Raw genomic sequence first — 21,042 nt, 5'->3', positions numbered from 1 at the left:
CAGGGGCTGTCCGGTCGGCCGCGCATTCGCACCACCGCCCGAGCTTCCCTTAGGTCGGCATGTAAGCATCGGCCGACGAGATCAGAAAATCATCATTTCTGATGCAGTTCGATAAGTGGGGTTTATCCGAACGACGCCATCTCGGAGCGGCGTTCGCATCGGGTTCCGGCATGACGCCTAATGCGTATGCGATGCCTTTGGCTCCCTCAGGAATGCCAGCGCCAGCGCCGCCGTCGCCAGCAGACCGACAACCGCCAGCCAGGCATTGAGCTGCATGCCGCGGGTGAAGGCCTCGCGGGCGAGGCCCAGCATCGGCTCGGCATAGGCCGGCACTTGCTGCGCGGCCATGACGGCGCCGCCAAGCGTCGCCCGCGCCGCCTCCGCGATGTCGGCAGGCAGGCCGGCGGGCACCGAAGCCGCCATCTGCACGCGGTAGATCGCGGTCGCGGCACTGCCGAGGATCGCAATGCCGAGCGCGCCGCCGAGCTCGATGCTGGTCTCCGACAGGGCGGCGGCGGAGCCGGCACGCTCCGGCGGCGCGGCGGAGACCACGAGGTCCGTGGTCAGCGCCACCACCGGCGTGAAGCCGAGCGAGAACACCACCGTGCCGATGACGATGACGGCGATCGAGCTGCCCGCCGTGATCTGCGTCATGACCAGGAAGCCGAGCGCCGCAACGGCCAGGCCCGCCACCATGATGTGGCGCACGCGCAGGCGGCCCGCCAGCGCCGGCACGAACATCGAGCCAACGATGAAGGCGAGCGCCGAGGGCAGCGTGTAGAGCCCGGCGACCAGCGGCGAGAACCCTGCAACGAGCTGCAGATATTGCGCGACGAACAGGAAGATGCCGAACAGGAAGAAGAAGCCGAGCACGTTGATCGCCAGCGCGACGCGGAACGCCGCGCTGCGGAACAGGCTGAGATCGACGAAGGGGTCGGCGAGCCGGGTCTGCCGGCGCAGGAAGACGATGCCGATGGTGAGGCCCGCGAGCATGATCGCGACCGGCAGCCAGGCCAGCCCGTCCTCGGCGATGCGCTTCAGCCCGTAGATCAACGCCAGCACGGACGCGACCGACAGCACCGCGCTCGGCAGGTCGATGCTGCCGGCATCGGGGTCCTTGTATTCGGGCAGGAGCAGCGGGCCGAGGATCAGCAGCAGCACCATCACCGGCACATTGGCGAGGAAGACCGAGCCCCACCAGAAATGCTCGAGCAGGAGCCCGCCAGCCAGCGGGCCGATGGCGCCGCCGGCCGAGAAGCTGGAGATCCAGATGCCGATGGCGAAGCGGCGCTCGTCCGGATCCTCGAACATGCTGCGGATCAGCGACAGGGTCGAGGGCGCCAGCGTCGCTCCGGCGAGCCCGAGCAGGGCACGCGTCGCGATCAGCATCGGCGCGCTGGTCGAGAAGGCCGCGACGATCGAGGCCAGGCCGAAGGCCGCCGCGCCGATCAGCAGGAGCTTGCGCCGGCCGATCCGGTCTCCCAGCGTGCCCATGGTGACGAGCGCGCCCGCGACCATGAAGCCGTAGATGTCGACGATCCAGAGCAGTTGCGAGGCACTGGGCCGCAGATCCGCGGTAAGATGCGGCACCGCCAGGTTGAGCACCGTCAGGTCCATCGCGTAGAGCAGGCAAGGCAGCGCGATCACGGCCAGCCCGACCCATTCGCGTTTCGTCGCCTTGCGGTGGGTCGCTGTCGTTTCCATGCCTTGCCTCATCAAGCCGGTCACCCGCGGACCTGCCGCAGGGGGCGCCCGCTCTGACGGCAGCTCCTGTCACCTATTGTCAGGACGCCGCAACGTCAGCCCGGCTTTCGTCGATTCTTGCGCCGTGCCATCGCAAGGACGCACGGGGTTGCGCGAATCCGACACTGAAAGAGAGGCCAGCAATCGCCGGTTGCGCCACCATCCAGCGCCCAGAAACAATGAGGGCGCTCCGGATGCGACCGGAGCGCCCTCCTCATGACGCTGATCTGGTCCTGCCGCGCGCTCAGATATCGGCGCGCGGATCGTGCTTGGCGAGGCGGGCGAGCAGGTAGTCGACCTCGGCCTTCGCCGCGGCGGAAAGGGCAGAGCCCGGCTTGCGCTGGGCGTCATGGGCGAGGATGCCGCGCTTCATCATCGTGTATTTGCGCACGGCGAGGCCGACGCCCTGCTGCTGCTCGTAGCGCATCAGCGGCAGATGCGCGTCGAAGATGTCATGCGCCTCGTCGCGCTTGCCAGCCTTGCTCAGCCTGACGACATCGATCAGCAGCTCCGGGAAGGCGTAGCCGGTATTGGCACCGTCGACACCGCGTTCCATCTCGAAATCGAGGAAGATGCCGCCATTGCCGGTGACGATCGAGACATGGCGCAGGCTGCCTTCGGCCTCGAACTTGCGCAGGGCCGAGATCTTTTCCAGGCCCGGCCAGTCCTCGTGCTTCAGCATCACGCAGGAGGGGTTGTCCTGGATGATCTTGCGGATCACGGCAGGTGTCATCACTACCGAGAGCGTCAGCGGATAGTCCTGGATGACGAAGGGGATGTCGGTGCCGATCGCCTCGACCGCCTGGGCATAGTAGCCGGTGATCTGGTCGTCGGTGCGCAGGTTCGAGGGCGGCGCGATCATCACGCCGCCGGCGCCGAGATCCATGACCTGCCGCGCCAGCGAGCGCATCGCCGCGAAGCCAGGCGCCGAGACGCCGACAATGATCGGCTTTCCGCCCATCTTGGCGACCGCACGCTTGACGAGGCCGACCGACTCCTCCGGCTCGAGCTTGGGCGCCTCGCCCATGATGCCGAGCACGGTGACGCCGTCCGAGCCGATGTCGGCGTAGAATTCGAAGAGCTTGTCGGCGGAATTCCAGTCAACGGCGCCATCCGGCATGAACGGCGTCGGGGCGATCGGGAAGACGCCGCTGGCTTCAGGGGTCAGGCGCATGATCGGGTTCCTTCGGAGGTCTTGGTCAGACGATACGGGCGCGGACGCTGCCGACGCCGGCGATGGTGCCTTCCAGCAGATCGCCCTTCACAACCGCGGCGACGCCTTCCGGCGTGCCGGTCATGATCAGGTCGCCGGGCGCGAGTTCGACCAGGCCGGAGAGATAGGCGATGGTCTCGGGCACGTTCCAGATCTGCTTGGCGAGATCGGAGGTCTGGCGGACCTTGCCGTTGACCTTGAGTTCGATCAGCCCGGCGGCGGGATAACCGGCCTTGGCCGCCGGCACGATCTCGCCGACCGGCGCCGACAGGTCGAAGCCCTTGGCCATGTCCCAGGGGCGGCCGGCCTTCTTGGCGGCGGCCTGCAGGTCGCGGCGGGTCATGTCGAGGCCGGCGGCATAGCCGAAGACATGGCCGAGCGCGTCGGCCTCGGCGATATCCTTGCCGCCCTTCCCGATCGCGACGACCAGTTCCATCTCGTGATGCAGGTCGGCAGTCTTCGGCGGGTAGGGCATGTCGGCGCCGCCGGTCAGCACTGCGTCGGAAGGCTTGGTAAAGAAGAACGGGTCCTCGCGATCGGGATCGCCGCCCATTTCGCGGGTGTGCTCAGCGTAGTTGCGGCCGACGCAGAAGATGCGGCGCACAGGGAAGAGCCCCCCGCCGGCCACGGGGATCGCGGCGACCTTCGGCGGATCGATGACGTAGCTGGACATGGCGGCGCTCCCCTGAGGCGTTCTCGCTCGCTTCATGAGCGAGGGCGAAGGCCGGGGCAAGTGCCGGCCGGCTGGGGGCGGGGCTGCGCAGCGCTCAATCCGCCAACACGAGGCGAATAGTCTTACCTCGCCTCGGGCGCGTCGTTCCCCTCAGCGCTCAGCGAGCTTGAGGACGACCTCGACCTCTTCATCGAACATGCCGCCAGTGGGAGAAAAGCCGAGCTTTTCGTAGAATGCCTGCGGGCCGCCCTCCCCGAGACCATAGCTCGTATAGAGTTCCCTGATCCCCCGCGACCGCAGACGATCGGCGATCTGGAGGATCGCGCGCTTTCCGAAGCCGCTGTTCTGGTAGGGCCGCGCGATCATGAAACGCCAGAGATAGGGGCCGGGACAATCGATGCCGTCATCCCAATCCGAGCCGTCATGCAGCATGACGAAGCCGACCAAGGTCTCGTCCGCGTAGATTCCGCGAAACCAGGCCGATTCCGAGCAGAAGCCCTCCGCGATCGAGACGCCGTTGTCGGCGACGAAATCCCTCTGCTCATCGGGGAGGGTTTCGCTCAGCTCGCAAATCTCGGAGACATTGGCCGACGTCACGCGACGGAACGTGACTTGCGCGCTCTTAGCAACCATCTGCATCGACATCATTTATCTGTATTCGAAGAACTGACTGGAATTGACGTAGCGGCGCTAGCCGATGACGAAGCGGTAGAACGGCCCGTCCTCATCGAGGCCAGGCCGGATGCGCTGCGCGCCGGCCGCCGCAATGGCCTTCGGCCAGAACGCCTTCGCCGGCTCGTTGCCGGCCATGATGGCGACATTCCAGGAGCCGGGGTGCCGGCGCATGACCGCGGAAGCCATCATTCGTCCATAGCCACGCTGGCGCGAGCCGGGGACGATCGAGAACTCGGCCATCGAGAAGTCGACCCCGCCCTCCTCCGGAGCGCGCACCAGCGTGAAACCGACCGGGCTCTCTCCTTCCAGAAAAAGGTACGGCCACCTCGCATCGACGTCCTGCCAATAAGCATCGAAGTAGGGGTAATCGCCGTCTATGTCGCCAAAGGCCGACAGCTCAGACAGATACGACTCAAGCATGTCCTTGAGGATCGGCTTGTCCGATATTTGGGCCTGCCGCAGGTCAGGAAGATTGCATACTTTGCTCATAGCCTGCGGAAAGCTCGCTCAAGAAGGGCGAGCTTCTAAACAGGTCTTCCCGGCCTTGCAAAGCCCCTGCGGCACGGCCGGCGCCGCAGGCTCTACCATCACGACGCCTTGGGCAGGTCCGGCACCTTGTAGGCGGTGGTCGCCTTGATCCGCTCCATGGCGAAGCGCGAGGTGACGTTCTTCAGCGGGATCGTCTCGATCAGCTTCTTGTAGAAGCCGTCATAGGCGGCCATGTCGGCGACGACGACGCGCAGCATGTAGTCGACATCGCCAGCCATCCGGTAGAACTCCATCACCTCCGGCATCGCCGCGACGCTCTGGGCGAACTTCTCCAGCCAAGGGCCGGAATGATCGGCCGTCTCGATCTGGACGAAGACGGTGAGACCGAGCCCGATCCGCTCCGGGGCGACCAGCGCGACGCGCTTGGTGATGACGCCGGACTGCTCGAGCCGCTGGATGCGCTTCCAGCACGGCGTCTGTGACAGGCCGACCCGGTCGGCAAGCTCCGCGATCGAGATGTTGGCGTCCGCCTGCAGGACGGTGAGAATCTTCCGGTCGATCGCATCCATTCCTTAGATCCTTGAATTTCGAGACTAATTATCTCTCTCGACCGGCGTAACGAGAAGAAATTTCTTTTTACCGGCGAGTTATTGTCTTTAGATAGAAAATCCTTTTATCAGACGTCAATAGGCTCGAATACACACACTGATCGAGGGATTAAGCCATGGACCGCCGCCAGTTCCTGCTCGCCGGCTCTTCGCTGCTCGCTGCGGCGCCCTTCGCCGGCGCGCGTGCCCAGGCGGCTATCCCCGCCCGCATCGGCTACATCCCGATCATCGGCACCGCCCCGATCTTCGTCGCCAATGGCGAGGGCTGGCTGAAGCAGGCCGGCATCGAGCCCGCCTTCACCGTGTTCGAATCCGGCCCGAACATGATCCAGGCGCTCGCCTCGGGCACGATCGACCTCTATGTCGCCGGCGTCGCGCCGCTCGCCGTCGCCCGCTCGCGCGGCGTTGACATCCGCGTCGTCGCCTCGACCGCGACCGGCGAGAACGTCTTCGTCGCAGCCCCGGCGCTGGCCAAGTTCTTCACCGCCGGCACCGCCGCGGCAGCTGCCTTCAAGGCGCACAAGGCCGCGACCGGCAAGGTCGCGCGGCTCGCGACCCAGCCGGCCGGCTCGGTGCCCAACACCGTGCTGCAATACTGGCTCTGGGAGGTCGCCAAGGCCGAGAAGGGCGATGTCGAGATCGTGCCGATGGGCATCGACGCGACGCAGCAGGCGGTGCTCGCCGGCGCGGTCGAGGGCGCGATCGTGCGCGAGCCGGCGCTGACCATCGTCCAGACCCGCAACCCCGGCATCAAGCTGATCGCCGGCGGCGAGGAGCTTTTCCCGGGCCAGCCCGGCACGGTCGTCGCTGCCTCCGGCAGTTTCGTCACCAAGAACCCCGATGCGGTCCAGAAGCTGGTCAACGGCCTCGTCCGTGCCGCCGACCTGCTTGGCAAGTCGCCCGACAAGGCCGCCCCGCATGTCGGCGCCGCGCTCGGCAAGGGCATCGTCGACCCAGCCTTGATCCAGAAGGCGCTGGTCTCCCCGGCCAGCAAGTTCGAGATCGATCCGCGCAAGATCATCGAGCCGGCGCGGGCCATGCAGGCCTATCAGGTCAAGCTCGGCTCGCTGGAGAAGGAACTGCCCTTCGACGGCCTGTTCGAGACGCAGTTCTACGAGCGCGCGCTCAAGGCGGCCGGCTGACGGCGGTCCCTGTTCGCGCGGCGGCGCGACACGCCGTCATTCCGGACAAGCCGCGGAGCGGCTCAGCTACGGAATCCATTCTAAAGCGCAGGCGCCCCATGATGGATTCCGGCACTCCACTTCGCTGCGGCCGGAATGACAGCGGGCTCGGCCCGTGATCCCTAGAGGAACGATCTTGCAATCACTGCGGGCTCCGGCCCTAGCCCTGACGGGCCTCGTCGCCTTCCTGCTGCTGTGGGAGGCGATCCCCTATTTCGGCATCGTCAACCCGGCCTTCCTGCCGGGGCCGAGTGCGCTGCCGGCCGCCTTCCTGCGCGAGGTGCAGTCCGGCGCCTGGCTCTCGGCGATCATGGGCTCGCTCGGGCACTATTTCATCGGGCTCTTCACCGGCGCAGGCCTCGGCATCGCGCTCGGCGTGCTCACCGGCATGTCGAAGATCGCCGAGGAGCTGAGCTCCTGGGTGGTGCGTCTGCTGCGGCCGATCCCGGGCCTCGCCTGGGTGCCGTTCGCGATCATCTGGTTCGGCGTCAGCCCGCAGGCGGCGGTGTTCATCATCGCGATCGGCGTATTCTGGATCGTGTTCTTCGCGGCGCAGGGCGCGATCCGCGGCGTCGACCGCGACCTGATCGAGGTCGCCGACGCCTTCGGCTTCCACACGGCCTGGCAGCGGCTGAGCAAGATTCTGCTGCCGGCGGCGATGCCCGGCATCCTCGTCGGCGTGCGCACCGCGCTCGGCCAGGCCTGGATGGCGGTGGTCGCGGCGGAAATCTTCGGCGTCGCCGGCGTCGGCCAGCGCATGATGCAGGCCTCGAGCCTGCTCGCGACCGATCTCGTGGTGATCTACATGCTGACGATGGCGGCGCTGTACGGGCTGCTCGACACGGCCTTCGTCGCCTTCCAGAAATGGGTCCTGCGTTGGAAAGCGTGATCGACATCAAGGGCCTGTCGCTGACCTTCACCCGCGACGGCGAGGCGACCGAGGTGCTGCGCAAGCTCGACTTTCAGGTCGCGCGCGGCGAATTCCTCGCCATCGTCGGCCCGTCCGGCGTCGGCAAGTCGACCCTGCTGCGCGTCATCGCCGGGCTGGCCAGGCCGAGCGGCGGCGAGGTTACGATCCACGCAAAGGACAATTCGCGCCGGCCCATCGCGCTTGTCTTCCAGGACTCGCGCCTGCTGCCCTGGCGCAAGGTGGTGTCGAATGTCGGCTTCGGTCTCGAAGGCCGGGCCTCGCGGAGCGAGCGCCTCGCCAAGGCGCAGGAGACGCTCGAGCTCGTCGGCCTCGGCAGCCTCGCCGAGCGCTGGCCGCACCAGCTCTCCGGCGGCCAGCGCCAGCGCGTTTCGCTTGCGCGGGCGCTTGCGGTCGAGCCCGAGATCCTCCTGATGGACGAGCCCTTCTCGGCACTGGACGCGCTGACCCGCGAGACGCTGCAGGACGAGTTGATCCGCGTCTGGCAGCGCACGGGCAAGACGGTGCTCTTCGTAACCCACGACATCGACGAGGCCGCCTATCTCGCCGACCGGGTCGTGGTGCTCTCCGGCGCGCCCGGCCAGATCATCGCCGAGCACCGGATTTCGGCGCCGCATCCGCGCCGGCGCGGAGCGGCAGCGGAAGCCGAGATCGTGCGCGCGGTCCGCGTCGACCTCGGCGCCGATACGGTCAGCGACGGCGCGGCGATTTGAGTATTCCGGGGCTTGCGAAGGCCGATATCACCGCTTCGCTGGTCACTCGGAGGGCTGCATTCCAGCGTCCTCCAGCGCCGCCCTGATGGCGCCAATCGGCTCCCCGCGTGCGACCAGCTCGGCTGCACGCCGGCCATGTCGCGCCAGGGCGTGGTGGTTCTTGTCCGTGGCGGACAGCAGGATTTGCTGCGGCTCGAAGCCGGCGGCCTGCAATCGGCGAACATAGGTCAATTGGCTCGGATAAGGCACAATCCGGTCCTGAGGATCGGACAAGACCAAGATCATCGGCCTGGGGTCACGGCGAATGCCGGCGAGGTGATCGATCGGATCGTATAGCACAGCCCCGTCGCTCTGGACCGTGCGCCGCTTGTTCCAATAGTCGGTCACCTCGCGCACGGACAGCAAGGCTGACGACAGGACCACTGCCGAGACGTCCCGCCGCCTGTTGAGCAGCGAAGCGGCGATGTGCCCGCCTCCCGATTGCCCGACCAGAATGAAGGTCGAGACGCGATGGCGTCGCTTGATCGCATCGAGAGTGCGCTCCATCAGCATGACCTCGCGCGGTTCACGACGCTGATTGTGATCGCCGGAAGAGCCGAACATGCCGGGACGAGCGATGAAGATCGCCGGGACGCCCGCCCGCTCGGACCAGCGCGCCATGTCGCGCTCGATGAGCTTCGGCGACCGCCGTTCGTAGCCTGATCCGACGAAGCGGACGCCCTGCTTAGTCTTCAGCAGCACGTCGCCGCTGAAATAGACCAGGACTGTCGGGCTATCCGCCGTGCTGAAGCCCTGCGCATAGCTGCGCAGACAATCGCCCTTGCCGCCGAGCTCGACCCAAAAGCCTCCGGGAACGCCGGCGCAATGCGCGGATGAACTGAATGATCCATGCAACGCCTCATAGGGCTCGAAGCGCTCGCTCGCGCTCGGAACCGCGAGTTCCTTTGGTGCGACCGGAGCAGCCGAGGGCAATTCCAGCCTTTCAGCGAAAGCGCTCGGCGCGGCAACCGTTGCAACGGCGACGATCAACCAGCGAAGCAGCTGTTTCATGGCTCAACTTCAGATCAGCGTTGAAAATGCGAACCGACGACAACCAACTGCGCCTTCGCCAATCGCTCAGCGGACCTTCGGTTGTGGCTGATCCAGATTATCGATCAAAAGTTGCCAATGCATTCGCGCCATACTCCCGCACGAAAATCCACCTGCTTCAACGCAAGAGACCATTCCGCATGATCCGCAATCACCGCTCGAAGCGTGTATTGCGGACGGGAACAACCCCGTCGAAGGACATTTGCATCGCCGTTCCGGAGCGCGCATCGACGGCGTGGATATGCAGATGCGGCTCCGTGCTGTTGCCGGAGTTGCCAACCTGGCCGATCGGCGCGCCGGCGCCGACCTGCTGACCGACTTCGACGACGACGCTGCCTTTGCGCAGATGCGCGAGCTCGACCTGCAGCCCGTCGCAAGCGAGGACGACATGATTGCCGGCGGGGTTGCCGCGATCGGCGGTCGGCGGCGGCAGGTCGGGCAGGCCGTCGACCGCCGCGGTCACCGTTCCGCTGCAGGGGCTGACGACAACCTTGCCGAAGACCGCATAGCGGGCGGGATCGCCCGGTAACAGGCCCGGAGCCCGGAAGCCGGCCGCATCGACCGCCGTGATGTCAAGCGCATGGCGCTGCGCGGGATGATGGCTGTGATGGTTGAGGATGCCGACGCCGCCGCCATGCGCGACGACGAACGAGCCCCCCTTGAGCGGAAACACGAACGGCCGCGGGTCTTGCCGCGTCATGCCCCAGGCAGTGACGTAGACCAGCGCTCCGCCGATGAGCACGGGCGAAGCCAGCATAGGGCCGTGGCCATGCCAGAAGGATGCTTCGCCGCGGACGCGCCGCGGACGCTGTAGATGCCGGACGCCTGACACGACCGCCGCGACGAGAACCAGACAAGCCAAAGCGGCGCGCGTCCACATGCCGGCGATGTCCCATCGTCCGAGCAGCAGGATCAGCCAGACCAGCGCCGCCGTTTCGGCCGCGACGATCAGCCAGGCAAGACGGGTCGGCAGATCCAGGCGCCATAGTCGCCACGAGAATGCGAGCGGAAGGGCGATGCTGATGAACACGAACAGGCCAACGGCATAGATCATCGCGCTGATCTATGCCGCGCGGCGGGTTTGGCTAGAGCAGCAGACTTGCCACAAGTGTTCCCCACAAAGGAAATTCGTTCGCCTTTACGAACGAGAGCAGAGCTGATATTCCCTTTGTCCGTTATAACGAACGGAACGGACGACAGGTCATGACCATCGAAGCGGCGAGCACGGCAGGCCTGCATCCCGAGACCCGGCTGGTCCATGCCGGCACGCTGCGCTCGCAGTTCGGCGAGACCTCCGAAGCGCTCTTCCTGACCCAGGGCCATGTCTATGACAGCGCCGAACAGTGCGAGGCGCGCTTCCTCAACAAGGATCCCGGCTTCCAGTACGGGCGTTTCTCGAACCCGACCGTCTCCATGCTGGAACAGCGCATGGCCGCCTTCGAGGGCGCGGAATCCTGCCGCGCGACCGCGACCGGCATGGCAGCGGTCACGGCCGCGCTGATGAGCCAGGTCAGGGCTGGCGACCATGTCGTCGCGGCGCGCGCGCTGTTCGGCTCCTGTCGCTACATCATCGAAGACCTGCTGCCGCGCTACGGCGTAGCGTCGACCTTGGTCGACGGCACCGATCTCGCCGCCTGGCGCGCCGCCGTCCAGCCTAACACCAAGGCCTTCTTCCTCGAGAGCCCGGCGAATCCGACGCTCGAGGTGATCGACATCGCCGCCGTCGCCGGACTGGCGAAGGAGGTCGGCGCGAAGCTCGTGGTCGACAACGTCTTCGCGACGCCGCTCTTCCAGCGCCCGCTCGAACTCGGTGCCGATCTCGTCGTCTATTCCGCGACCAAGCACATCGACGGCCAGGGCCGCTGTCTCGGCGGGCTCGTTCTCGGCTCGAAGGAGCTGATCGAAGGCGAGATCCAGATCTTCCTGCGCCAGACCGGCCCTGCCCTGTCGCCCTTCAACGCCTGGGTGATGCTGAAGGCGCTGGAGACGCTGCCCCTGCGCATCCGCCAGCAGGCGCAGAACGCGACGGCGGTCGCCAAATGGCTGAAGGGCCGCAAGGAATTGCCACATGTCGCCTTCATCGGCGATGCCGAGCATCCGCAGGCAAAGATCATCGCCAAGCAGATGAGCGGCCCCTCGACGCTGATCGCCTTCGAGGTTGCCGGCGGCAAGGATGCGGCCTTCCGCTTCCTCAACAAGCTCAGGCTGATCCGCATCTCCAACAATCTCGGTGACGCCAAGAGCCTGATCGTCCATCCGGCGACGACGACGCATCAGCGCTTCACGCCGGAAGTCCGCGCCAGCATGGGCGTCAGCGATGGGCTGATCCGCCTCTCGATCGGGCTGGAGCATGCCGACGACCTGATCGCCGATCTCCAGCAGGCACTGGGCGGCTGAGTTCCGGCCAGACGCCGTCATTCCGCTGAAGCAGGAGGAATGACGGAGCTGCACCTCGCTGCGGCCCATCCTGAATGACGCTCGCCACGGGCAAGAATTGAACCGGGCAGGCCGATCCGCGTTGAACCTCGACAGCAACCGAGGTTCACATGTTCCGACACATCGCCTGCGCGACCGCGCTGCTCGTTTCTCTCGCCGCACCTGCCCTGGCGCAGAACGCCTCGCCGGCCTCGCCCGCACCTGTCGAAAAGCCCGCCTCGCCGGAGCTTGCTGCCTGCAAGTCGACGGCGATGGTGGCGATCACCGCGCGCGAGCCCGAGATCAAGGACATCGTCATCGACGAGGACGGGCTGACGATCGCGACCTCGGAAACCAAGGTCGAGGATACGCGGATCACGCGCATCATCATGGGCGAGGCCTATCTCAAGACCGATCGTTCCGACAAGCCGCGCCGCTTCCTCTGCCTGCTCGGCGAGAAGGGCAAGGTGCTGCTGACCTTCTTCACCCAGAACTGAGGCGGCTCAGGGCTCGTCGACGACGCGCGTCCCCGGCCGGTCGCGCCCGTCAGCGAGTTCCTCATGCCATTGGCCATCGGCGTCCTGGTAGACGATGCCGTCGGTCGCTCCCGGACGCTTCTGGCGCGCCGCCGCCTTCTCGGCGGCCTTCAGCGCCGCATCATGCGTGCGGTACGTCTCGGACAGCGCCCCGCCTACCTTGTAGGCCCAGCCACCATCGTGCTGGACGACCTCGTACTTGACGATGACCATGAGCATTCTCCATCGCTCACAGGTCGAACCGCCGCGGGCGCGCCGGGTTCCACCATGAGCGAGGATAACGCCGTCAGGCCGACCGAGGGAAGGGCCGCGCCCCGCCCCTAGCCTTATTCGCCATTGCCGGTGTCGGCGGCACGCAGCCCGTCCAGCACCGGCATCGAGGTGATGTTGTAGCCGGCGTCGACGTGATGGATGTCGCCGGTGACGCCGCCCGAGAGATCGGAGAGATAGTACAGCGCAGCCCCGCCGATATCGTCGAGGGTCACCGATTTGCGCAGGGGCGAATTGGCGCGCTGCCAGGAATACATCGCGCGGGCATCGGAGATGCCGGCCCCGGCGAGCGTGCGAACCGGTCCGGGCGAGAGCGCGTTGACGCGGATGCCGCGCGGGCCGTAATCGGCCGCGAGATAGCGCATGCTGGCCTCCAGCGCCGCCTTGGCAACGCCCATGACGTTGTAGTTCGGCATCACCCGGGTCGAGCCGCCATAGGTCAGCGTGATCATGCTGCCGCCCTTCGGCATGCGCTCCGCCGCGCGCTTGGCGGCCTCGGTGAAGGAGAAGCAGGAGATCACCATGGTACGCGAGAAATTCTCGCGGCTGGTGTCGGCATAGAGCCCCTTGAGCTCGTTCTTGTCGGAGAAGCCGATGGCATGGATCAGGAAATCGAGCGTGTTGCGCTCGGGATCGCCGCCCCAGGCCTCGTCCAGCGCGGCAAAGGTCGCGTCAACCGAAGCGATGTCCTCCACGTCGCAGGGGATCACCAGCTTCGAGCCGATGCTCTCGGCGAGCGGCTTGACGCGCTTGCCCAGCGCCTCGCCCTGATAGGTGAAGGCCATCTCGGCGCCATGGGCGTGCAGGGTGCGGGCGATGCCCCAGGCGATCGAGTTCTGGTTGGCGACGCCCATGACGAGGCCGCGCTTGTTGTGCATCAAGGGGAGCATGGGATTCCGGTCTGGCTGCGGTCAACTGCCGCTCATAGCGGCATTTTCACCGCCCCGGAAGCCCGGGGCGGCTTAGGCGCCTCGCGGCGCGGATCAGGTCTTCCCGCTCAGGGCTGCGGCGGTCGCCTTCGAGCTCGCCAGCGGCACGATCTCGAAGCGGACGAGATCGCCCCAGGCGAGCACCCATTGCTGCAGCAAGGTGACGTCGTCGCATTCCATGACCTGGAAGCAACGTGAAAGATCGGCCGCAACCCAGCTGTCGACATAGCGCAGCCCGTCCGGCGCCATCCGGCCGCGCTCGGCGAACCGAGCGTAGACATCTTTCACGCGCCCCTGATCGAAATGCTCGATCACCATGAACAGCATGGCGGCTTTCAGGCCTCCAGGCGCTTCATCACGATGGTGGCGTTGGTACCGCCGAAGCCGAAGGAGTTGGAGAGGACACAGCCGAGGCCGGCATTGTCGATGCGCTTGCGCACGATCGGCATGTCGGCGAAGGCCGGATCGAGCTCGTCGATATGGGCGCTCTCGCAGATGAAGTCATTGTTGAGCATCAGCAGCGAGTAGATGGCCTCCTGCACGCCGGTGGCGCCGAGCGAGTGGCCGGTCAGCGACTTCGTCGCCGAGATCGGCGGGCTCTTCTCGCCGGCGCCGAAGACGGTACGGATAGCCTCGATCTCCTTGGCGTCGCCGACCGGCGTCGAGGTGCCGTGCGGGTTGATGTAGTCGACCTTGGCCTTCACGCCCTGGAGCGCCATGCGCATGCAGCGCTCGGCGCCCTCGCCGGACGGGGCGACCATGTCGTAGCCGTCGGAGGTCGCGCCATAGCCGACGATCTCGCCATAGATCTTGGCGCCGCGGGCCCTGGCGTGCTCGAGTTCCTCGAGCACCAGGACGCCGGCGCCGCCGGCGATGACGAAACCGTCGCGGTTGACGTCATAGGCGCGCGAGGCCCGCGCGGCGGTCTCGTTGAAGTTGGACGACATCGCGCCCATGGCGTCGAACAGGACCGAGAGCGTCCAGTCGAGCTCCTCGCAGCCGCCGGCGAAGACGACGTCCTGCTTGCCCCACTGGATCAGCTCATAGGCGTTGCCGATGCAGTGGTTCGAGGTCGCGCAGGCGGACGAGATCGAATAGTTCACGCCCTTGATCTTGAACCAGGTCGCGAGCGTCGCGGACGCGGTCGAGGACATGCCCTTCGGCACGGCGAAGGGGCCGACCTTCTTCGACGAGCCGCTCTCGCGCGCCTTGTCATAGGCGTCGATCAGCGCACGGGTCGAGGGACCGCCCGAGCCCATGACAATGCCGGTGCGCTCATGGCTGATCTCGCCCGCCTCGAGGCCGGAATCGAGGATCGCCTGGTCCATGGCGACATGGTTCCAGGCCGAGCCGCCGCCATGGAAGCGCATGGCGCGGCGGTCGACGACATCGGCGGCGACGAGCGAAGGCACGCCGGCGACGCGGCTGCGGAAACCGTGCTCCTCGAAATCCGGAACATAGGAGATGCCGGACTTGGCCTCGCGCAGCGAAGCCAGCACTTCCTGCGTATTGTTGCCGATGGACGAGACGATGCCCATCCCGGTGACCACAACGCGTCTCATGCTCGTTTCTCCGGCTGTTTGGTGGCGTGCCGGGTCGCCAGGCCCGGCTCGTTAATCATGTCGATACGGCGCAGATGGACCGAGCGGCCGCACAGCGCAAGACGGGCCGGCGATTTTGCTCAGGCCGCTTCAGGCTTGAACAGGCCGACCCGCATGTCGGAGACCGTATAGATACGCTTGCCGTCAGCCTCGAGCCAGCCATCGGCGATCCCCAGCACGAGCTTCGACTTGAAGACGCGCTTGAACTCGACGCCGTAGACCACCTGCTTGACGCTCGGCAGCACCTGGTCAGCGAACTTGACCTCGCCGACACCGAGAGCGCGGCCGCGGCCCGGCAGGCCGAGCCAGCCGAGGAAGAAGCCGGTGAGCTGCCAGAGAGCATCGAGCCCGAGACAGCCCGGCATCACCGGATCGCCCTTGAAGTGGCAGTCGAAGAACCAGAGGTCAGGGCGGATATCGAATTCGGCGCGGACGAAGCCCTTGCCGTGCGGGCCGCCATCCTCGCTGATTTCGGTGATGCGGTCGAACATCAGCATCGGCGGCAGCGGCAGCTGCGCATTGCCCGGCCCGAACAGCTCCCCGCGACCGCAGGCGAGGATCTCCTCGTAGCTGAATGACGATTGCCGCTCCATATCCCGTTCCGCTCCATTCCGGCCGCCCGATCTCATGGCGGTCATCTGTCGTGACGCGTGCCTAACACGGTGTCGCCGCGAAACGAAAGGGCGAAAGGCGTCGCAAAGCGTGGATGATCCGGCCGTTTCTTTGAGCAGCACCACCATGACAGGCCGTTGCAAAGACGAGATGACGCAGCCCTGCGCCGCAATGCTTGCGGCCCGGAGCTCGAAGCCTTAAATCGGTGAGAGGAGCCAGTCGCCTTTCCCGACCCGGCACGCAAGCAAGGACGCAGACCCGAAGCATGAACGATCTGACGCCACAGGAACCGGGCTACGGATCGAGCGCGCGCCAGGGATGTCCATTCCACGACGTGCGCCAGCGTCTGCGCCGCGTTGGCTTGCGTCCGACGCGGCAGCGGGTCTCGCTGGGCTGGCTGCTGTTCGCCAAGGGCGACCGCCATGTCAGCGCCGAGATGCTGTTCGAGGAAGCGATGAAGGCCCGCGTGCCGGTTTCGCTCGCGACGGTCTACAATACGCTGCATCAGTTCACGCAAGCCGGCCTGCTGCGCGAGCTCGCGATCGACGGCGCCAAGACCTTTTTCGACACCGACAGCAGCGACCACCATCATTTCGTCGTCGACGGCGAGGACAAGGTGATCGACATCCCCGCTTCGGCGGTCGATGTCGCGGAGCTCCCGCCGCCGCCGCAGGGTTATGAGATCGCCCGCGTCGACGTCGTCGTCCGGCTGCGCAAGATCGACGGCTGAGTCATTCCCCACTCGGGGCGAAGCGAAACGCCACGACAGAGAGGGGACTTCACATCATGACTGCATCGCGGCGCGCCTTCGTCGGCACCCTTGCGCTCGGATTTCTGGCGCCCGCCGGCGGCGCCCTTGCGGCGACCGCGACCTTGCGCGGAACGGTCTCGTATCGCGAGCGCATCGCCTTGCCGCCAGGCGCCATCGTCGAGGTGAAGTTGCTCGACGTCTCGCTCGCCGATGCGCCGGCACGCACCATCGCCGAGACCAGGGCCAGCGGCGCGCGCAATCCCACGCGCTATGTGCTGCGGTTCGACCGGGCGCAGATCCAGCCGCGCCGACGCTATGCGTTGCAGGCCCGCATCCTGCATCGTGGCCAGTTGCTCTTCATCAACACCAGTCATCACGGCATTTTCGACGGCGGGTCGGAAGAGACCGATATCCGTGTCGAGCGGGTCGCCGCCGCGCCCTCGCCCGCCCCGGAGCGTCCCGCCTCGCCCGTCGGGCGCTGGCTGCTCGAGGATATCAGGCAAGGCGGGGTGATCGACCGGCTGCAGACCGTGCTCGAAATCGCGCCCGATGGCAGAGTGAGCGGCTCCGGCGGCTGCAACCGGATGAGCGGCTCGGCCAGGATCAGCGGCACGCGAATCAGCTTCGGCCCGGTCGCCGCGACGCAGATGGCCTGCACGCCGGCCGCCATGAATCAGGAACAGAAATTCTTCGCCGGATTGCGCGAGGTGCGACGCTGGCGGGCCGATCCTGCGCGCGGCAAGCTCGTGCTGCTCGATGCGCGCGGGCGGCAGCTGATGACCTTCGCTGCGATGTGAGCCGTTGCTGTCGGCGCGTCGTGCCGGCTCAGTTCAGCTTCTCGTTGGGGTAGACGCCCCAGAGCCGGTCCTGGCGCAGATAGCCGTTGATCTTGTTGACCGTGACATTGCACCAGCCCCCGCCTGGGCAGGAATGGACATTGGCGATCACACCGGGCTCGAGGCTGGCGAGGATCGTGGCGTTGTCGCTGGCGGATTCGCGCAGGGCAAAGGTCTCGCCCTTCGTCTTCGACCAGGGCGCGACGAGCACGGTGCGCCGCCCGGAGAGCAGGCTGTGCAGCACCCAGCCTTCGGTCCCGTCGGCATCGCGCACGCGCCGCCAGGTCTCGAATTCGGCGGTGACCTCGACCGGCAGTCCGGCGCGCTGGAAGACCCAGCTGGTGCGATGCTCCTTGGACGGCCCCTCGCGCAGATTGACCCGGTCCGACTTCAGGCTGACATAGCGCGGTACCGGCAGGCCGCTGACCTGGCCGGTCGCGAGTTCCTGCGCGAGCGCCCCCGCCGAAGCGAGGGCAAGCCCCGCCATCACCGCCAGGCCTGCAAGACCGCCCCTCATGCTAGCCGCCATCCAATTCTCTCCTTCGCCCTGCCGGCCGGCGCTCCGTACAGGACGCGCGGCAGGCTCGGGTCATGTTCGACGGCGTCGCAGCCTGGAGCCGGATCTGCGCGAAAAACCGGTTTCCACTTTTCCGCATCCTGCTCTAGACAACAGATCGGCTGCCGGCGTCGAAAATCCACCAGAACCCATTCCTGAAGCGCCTCGGTTAATGGCGGGTTGAGGCGGAAACGAGACCGGCGAAGCCGAAGCGTTGGGAGCATGCGGCGATCGGGCGCGGGCCTGGGCCAAATGCCCTGGAGGAGCCGCCTATGTCGAAGAAGAAGCCGCTGGTCGTCGTTACGCGCAAGCTGCCCGCCGTCGTCGAGACGCGGATGCGCGAGCTGTTCGACGCAAGGCTCAATCTCGACGATACGCCAATGAGTCAGGCCGCCCTGGTCGAGGCCCTGAAAGCCGCCGACGTGCTGGTCCCGACCGTGACCGACAAGCTCGATGCCGGGCTGATCGCGCAGGCCGGAGAGCAGCTGCGCCTGATCGCGAATTTCGGCAACGGCGTCGACAATATCGACGTCGCCAGCGCCGTTCAGCGCGGTATCACCGTGACCAATACGCCGGGCGTGCTGACCGACGACACCGCCGACATGACGATGGCGCTGATCCTCGCCGTGGCCCGCCGCATCGCCGAGGGCGCGCGCGTCATCACCGACGACGAATGGGGCGGCTGGTCGCCGACCTGGATGCTCGGCCGGCGCATCACCGGCAAGCGCCTCGGCATCGTCGGCATGGGCCGGATCGGCCAGGCGCTCGCCCGCCGCGCCTCCGCCTTCGGCCTCTCGATCCATTATCACAACCGCCGCCGCATCGATGCGCGCACCGAGGAGGCGCTCAACGCGACCTATTGGGATTCGCTCGACCAGATGCTGGCGCGCATGGACGTCGTCTCGGTCAACTGCCCGCACACGCCGGCGACCTACCATTTGCTCTCGGCCCGCCGGCTGAAGCTGATGAAGCCCGATGCGATCCTGGTGAACACGGCCCGCGGCGAGATCGTCGACGAGACGGCGCTCGCCCGGATGCTCGAGGCCGGAGAACTCGCCGGCGCCGGGCTCGACGTGTTCGAGCACGAACCGGCTGTCAATCCGCGCCTGCTCAAGCTCGCCCGCCAGCACCGCGTCGTGGTGCTTCCGCATATGGGCTCGGCCACGCATGAGGGCCGCGCCGATATGGGCGAGAAGGTCATCGTCAACATCAAGACCTTCATGGACGGGCACAAGCCGCCGGATCGCGTGCTGCCGAGCATGCTCTGAGCGCAGCCCGAAGGCCCGCGCCGCGCCGAAATCCCTGTCCGACGCGAGGCATTGCCGAGCGCGCCGTCAGATCGACAGCGCGCTCACGCGGCCATGCCGTGTTCTCGTGGAACGTTGCGCGCTCCAGGCGACCCTGCCTCGGAGCGGGAGCTAACCTTCAGCCGCCGCGCGAGGTGGCGAACTGGCCCGCCTTGCGGAAGCGCCAGAGATAGGACGGCACCTCCGCCTCGAACGAGACCGGCGCAATGCCGATCCCGGCGAGCGTGCGGCCGTCCTTGCGAGCCGCTTCGGAGACGACATTGTCGCTCTCCAGCAGGGCGACCTGGTCGCGGGTCAGCAGGAACTCGTCCGGCAGCAGGCCGAGCGAGAGCGTGTTGACGATCTCGAGGATCCGGGCCTGGAAGCGGGCCAGCGGGAAAGGCAGGGAGGCGATGACGCGCCGGCGGCCGGTGACCTCGCAGACGTACTCGACCAGCTCGCGGAAGCTCTTCGCCTCCGGGCCGCCGAGCTCATAGATCTTGCCGCCCTCGACCTTGCCCTCGATCGCAAGCGCGATGGCCTTCGCGACGTCGCCGACGAAGACCGGCTGGAACTTGGTCTCGCCACCGCCGACGAGCGGCAGGACCGGCAGCATGCGGGCGAGCGAGGCGAAGCGGTTGAAGAAGGTGTCCTCGGGGCCGAACATGATCGAGGGTCGCATCACGACGGCACCCTTGACCAGCTCCAGCACCGCCGCCTCACCTTCCGCCTTGGTGCGCGCATAGTGCGACTTCGAATCGCGGTCGGCGCCAAGCGCCGAGATCTGCACGAGGCGTTCGACGCCGAGGCTGGCGCAGGCATGGGCGACGGTATGCGCGCCCCGCGCCTGGACGTTGGAGAAGTTCTGCCGGCCGCTCTCGCTGAGGATGCCGACCAGATTGATCACCGCATCCGAGCCGCGCACGGCCGCGGCGACCGAATCAGGGTAGCGCAGATTGGCCTGGACGGCATGGATCTGGCCGACGATGCCGAGCGGCTGCAGGAAATTGGCGAGGTCGGGCCGGCGCACGGCGACACGGACGCGATAGCCGCGCCGGGCGAGCGCCCGCACGACGTGCCGCCCGAGGAAGCCCGAGCCGCCGAAGACGGTGACGAGTTGCTGAGCGGGAGGCTGGGTCGCCATGGTCACGCGAGCTCCGATTTGGAAGCGTTGGAAACTGTTCCTGTCGCGCCTGTCCTAGTTCATCGCATCCCAACTGTGAAGGCGGCGCAACGCCTCGCCGCCCGCTGCAGAGCCCTCTGCACAGCCGCTTGATAATTTCGTCGGCTAGGCCGTTGACAGGCGCGTCCGCCCCCCCTAAACGGACCCTCGTTGCCCAGGTGGCGGAATTGGTAGACGCACCAGCTTCAGGTGCTGGCGCTCGCAAGGGCGTGGAGGTTCGAGTCCTCTCCTGGGCACCACTCTTTCTCTTCAGCAAAGAGAAAGAGTTCCGCATCAAGAAGCGCCGCTCCGGCACCGCATTTATCTTGCGGTTGCATTGAGAGGTTCCTCGGATGCCACGGCCCGTCACTACCAAGACGGGTTTTTTACTTTCTGGATGCAGAGCAGGCACTGGCCTTTTGCCGCCCCGCCAAAGGTGGCGGGCCAGCCCGTCTGCAGGTTACGAAAGAGCGCCTCCGCTCGCGCCGAATGCCCTTGCAAGCCTCCTGCGAATCACCGGGGCAAGCGAAGGCTGCGAGCAGAGCCGACATATTGTCGAACCTCGCTGCCGCCAGGACCGGAGCCGCCCGCTGGCCATGGGCCGTGGGGCGCCCCGCCCTGCGATAGATCCTGGAGCGCCCGCGAGGGTCTATTCCCATCTCCGCAGCCCCAAACCTGCGCCCGCTGCGACCATGGCGATGCTTGACCTTGGCGCCGTCTCGGCATGGAAGAGGGCGAGGCGTCCTGCGACGCATTGCCGAGCTATATGAGCCGCG

General features: G+C 66.6%; 23 protein-coding genes and 1 tRNA gene. 9 read left to right on the top strand and 15 right to left on the bottom strand.

Annotated elements, in window-relative coordinates; genetic code table 11:
* Positions 1–177 precede the first annotated feature (177 nt).
* The 6 genes from AC1REK_RS00435 to AC1REK_RS00410 form a co-directional block, all read right to left on the bottom strand.
* On the bottom strand, positions 178–1,704 hold the full coding sequence (locus AC1REK_RS00435) for an MFS transporter (RefSeq protein ID WP_492273773.1): 1,527 nt from the start codon (positions 1,702–1,704) through the stop codon (positions 178–180).
* Between the two features lie 283 nt (positions 1,705–1,987).
* Positions 1,988–2,917, bottom strand: coding sequence for a dihydrodipicolinate synthase family protein (locus AC1REK_RS00430; protein WP_492267590.1), 930 nt, complete (start codon positions 2,915–2,917; stop codon positions 1,988–1,990).
* Between the two features lie 25 nt (positions 2,918–2,942).
* Positions 2,943–3,629, bottom strand: a complete 687-nt coding sequence (locus AC1REK_RS00425) for a fumarylacetoacetate hydrolase family protein (RefSeq protein WP_492267591.1) — start codon at positions 3,627–3,629, stop codon at positions 2,943–2,945.
* Positions 3,630–3,779: 150 nt separating this feature from the next.
* Complete coding sequence (locus tag AC1REK_RS00420) at positions 3,780–4,268, bottom strand: GNAT family N-acetyltransferase (RefSeq protein ID WP_492273772.1); 489 nt, start codon at positions 4,266–4,268, stop codon at positions 3,780–3,782.
* Between the two features lie 51 nt (positions 4,269–4,319).
* On the bottom strand, positions 4,320–4,793 hold the full coding sequence (locus tag AC1REK_RS00415; protein WP_492267593.1) for a GNAT family N-acetyltransferase: 474 nt from the start codon (positions 4,791–4,793) through the stop codon (positions 4,320–4,322).
* Positions 4,794–4,891: 98 nt separating this feature from the next.
* The gene (locus tag AC1REK_RS00410) at positions 4,892–5,362 is read right to left on the bottom strand and encodes an Lrp/AsnC family transcriptional regulator (RefSeq protein ID WP_066478449.1); all 471 of its coding nucleotides are present in this window, start codon (positions 5,360–5,362) and stop codon (positions 4,892–4,894) included.
* 155 nt (positions 5,363–5,517) lie between these two features.
* Here AC1REK_RS00410 and AC1REK_RS00405 point away from each other — a divergent pair, with 155 nt between their 5' ends.
* The 3 genes from AC1REK_RS00405 (at position 5,518) to AC1REK_RS00395 (ending at position 8,223) form a co-directional block, all read left to right on the top strand.
* Positions 5,518–6,543 (top strand): ABC transporter substrate-binding protein, encoded by a 1,026-nt coding sequence (locus tag AC1REK_RS00405; protein WP_327524897.1) that lies wholly within the window; start codon positions 5,518–5,520, stop codon positions 6,541–6,543.
* 175 nt (positions 6,544–6,718) lie between these two features.
* On the top strand, positions 6,719–7,471 hold the full coding sequence (locus AC1REK_RS00400; protein WP_492267594.1) for an ABC transporter permease: 753 nt from the start codon (positions 6,719–6,721) through the stop codon (positions 7,469–7,471).
* Entirely contained in the window at positions 7,447–8,223 is a 777-nt protein-coding gene (locus AC1REK_RS00395) for an ABC transporter ATP-binding protein (RefSeq protein WP_492267595.1), read from the top strand. Before AC1REK_RS00400 ends, AC1REK_RS00395 begins: the two co-directional genes overlap by 25 nt.
* A gap of 42 nt (positions 8,224–8,265) precedes the next feature.
* On the opposite strand, the gene AC1REK_RS00390 is transcribed toward AC1REK_RS00395, so the two are convergent.
* Both AC1REK_RS00390 and AC1REK_RS00385 read right to left on the bottom strand, forming a co-directional pair.
* On the bottom strand, positions 8,266–9,273 hold the full coding sequence (locus tag AC1REK_RS00390; RefSeq protein ID WP_492267596.1) for an alpha/beta hydrolase family protein: 1,008 nt from the start codon (positions 9,271–9,273) through the stop codon (positions 8,266–8,268).
* A gap of 190 nt (positions 9,274–9,463) precedes the next feature.
* On the bottom strand, positions 9,464–10,192 hold the full coding sequence (locus AC1REK_RS00385; protein WP_492267597.1) for a M23 family metallopeptidase: 729 nt from the start codon (positions 10,190–10,192) through the stop codon (positions 9,464–9,466).
* A gap of 323 nt (positions 10,193–10,515) precedes the next feature.
* On the opposite strand from AC1REK_RS00385, the gene AC1REK_RS00380 reads away from it, so the two are divergent.
* Positions 10,516–11,709 carry an O-succinylhomoserine sulfhydrylase gene (locus AC1REK_RS00380; RefSeq protein ID WP_492267598.1) on the top strand — a complete coding sequence of 398 codons (1,194 nt, stop codon included), beginning with the start codon at positions 10,516–10,518 and terminating at the stop codon, positions 11,707–11,709.
* Positions 11,710–11,858: 149 nt separating this feature from the next.
* The gene (locus AC1REK_RS00375) at positions 11,859–12,224 is read left to right on the top strand and encodes a hypothetical protein (protein WP_492267599.1); all 366 of its coding nucleotides are present in this window, start codon (positions 11,859–11,861) and stop codon (positions 12,222–12,224) included.
* Between the two features lie 6 nt (positions 12,225–12,230).
* Here AC1REK_RS00375 and AC1REK_RS00370 read toward each other — a convergent pair whose 3' ends face one another.
* The 5 genes from AC1REK_RS00370 to fabA form a co-directional block, all read right to left on the bottom strand.
* A complete protein-coding gene (locus tag AC1REK_RS00370) occupies positions 12,231–12,476 on the bottom strand; it encodes a DUF2188 domain-containing protein (RefSeq protein ID WP_316016520.1) in 246 nt (81 codons plus the stop codon).
* Between the two features lie 113 nt (positions 12,477–12,589).
* A complete protein-coding gene (gene fabI / locus AC1REK_RS00365; protein ID WP_316016519.1) occupies positions 12,590–13,423 on the bottom strand; it encodes an enoyl-ACP reductase FabI in 834 nt (277 codons plus the stop codon).
* A gap of 93 nt (positions 13,424–13,516) precedes the next feature.
* Positions 13,517–13,789: a DUF3303 domain-containing protein gene (locus AC1REK_RS00360; RefSeq protein ID WP_492267600.1), complete on the bottom strand. Its 273-nt coding sequence runs from the start codon at positions 13,787–13,789 to the stop codon at positions 13,517–13,519.
* Between the two features lie 8 nt (positions 13,790–13,797).
* Positions 13,798–15,024 (bottom strand): beta-ketoacyl-ACP synthase I, encoded by a 1,227-nt coding sequence (gene fabB / locus AC1REK_RS00355; protein WP_492267601.1) that lies wholly within the window; start codon positions 15,022–15,024, stop codon positions 13,798–13,800.
* A 119-nt stretch (positions 15,025–15,143) separates the two neighbouring features.
* On the bottom strand, positions 15,144–15,656 hold the full coding sequence (fabA, locus tag AC1REK_RS00350) for a 3-hydroxyacyl-[acyl-carrier-protein] dehydratase FabA (RefSeq protein WP_316016516.1): 513 nt from the start codon (positions 15,654–15,656) through the stop codon (positions 15,144–15,146).
* Positions 15,657–15,940: 284 nt separating this feature from the next.
* Here fabA and irrA point away from each other — a divergent pair, with 284 nt between their 5' ends.
* Both irrA and AC1REK_RS00340 read left to right on the top strand, forming a co-directional pair.
* Positions 15,941–16,405 (top strand): iron response transcriptional regulator IrrA, encoded by a 465-nt coding sequence (gene irrA / locus AC1REK_RS00345; protein WP_316016515.1) that lies wholly within the window; start codon positions 15,941–15,943, stop codon positions 16,403–16,405.
* A 56-nt stretch (positions 16,406–16,461) separates the two neighbouring features.
* Positions 16,462–17,223 (top strand): YbaY family lipoprotein, encoded by a 762-nt coding sequence (locus AC1REK_RS00340; protein ID WP_492267602.1) that lies wholly within the window; start codon positions 16,462–16,464, stop codon positions 17,221–17,223.
* A 28-nt stretch (positions 17,224–17,251) separates the two neighbouring features.
* On the opposite strand, the gene AC1REK_RS00335 is transcribed toward AC1REK_RS00340, so the two are convergent.
* Positions 17,252–17,791, bottom strand: coding sequence for an SH3 domain-containing protein (locus tag AC1REK_RS00335; RefSeq protein WP_316016513.1), 540 nt, complete (start codon positions 17,789–17,791; stop codon positions 17,252–17,254).
* A 299-nt stretch (positions 17,792–18,090) separates the two neighbouring features.
* On the opposite strand from AC1REK_RS00335, the gene AC1REK_RS00330 reads away from it, so the two are divergent.
* A complete protein-coding gene (locus AC1REK_RS00330; RefSeq protein ID WP_492267603.1) occupies positions 18,091–19,086 on the top strand; it encodes a 2-hydroxyacid dehydrogenase in 996 nt (331 codons plus the stop codon).
* A 157-nt stretch (positions 19,087–19,243) separates the two neighbouring features.
* On the opposite strand, the gene AC1REK_RS00325 is transcribed toward AC1REK_RS00330, so the two are convergent.
* Entirely contained in the window at positions 19,244–20,248 is a 1,005-nt protein-coding gene (locus tag AC1REK_RS00325) for a complex I NDUFA9 subunit family protein (protein ID WP_327524888.1), read from the bottom strand.
* 191 nt (positions 20,249–20,439) lie between these two features.
* Between AC1REK_RS00325 and AC1REK_RS00320 the strand changes: the two genes are divergently transcribed.
* Positions 20,440–20,526 (top strand) — tRNA-Leu (locus AC1REK_RS00320).
* Positions 20,527–21,042: the final 516 nt, after the last annotated feature.

This window comes from Allobosea sp. GW823-FHT02B03, assembly GCF_058797755.1.
Note: the sequence above shows the minus strand (reverse complement) of the source record. Positions and strands in the feature narration are given on the sequence as shown.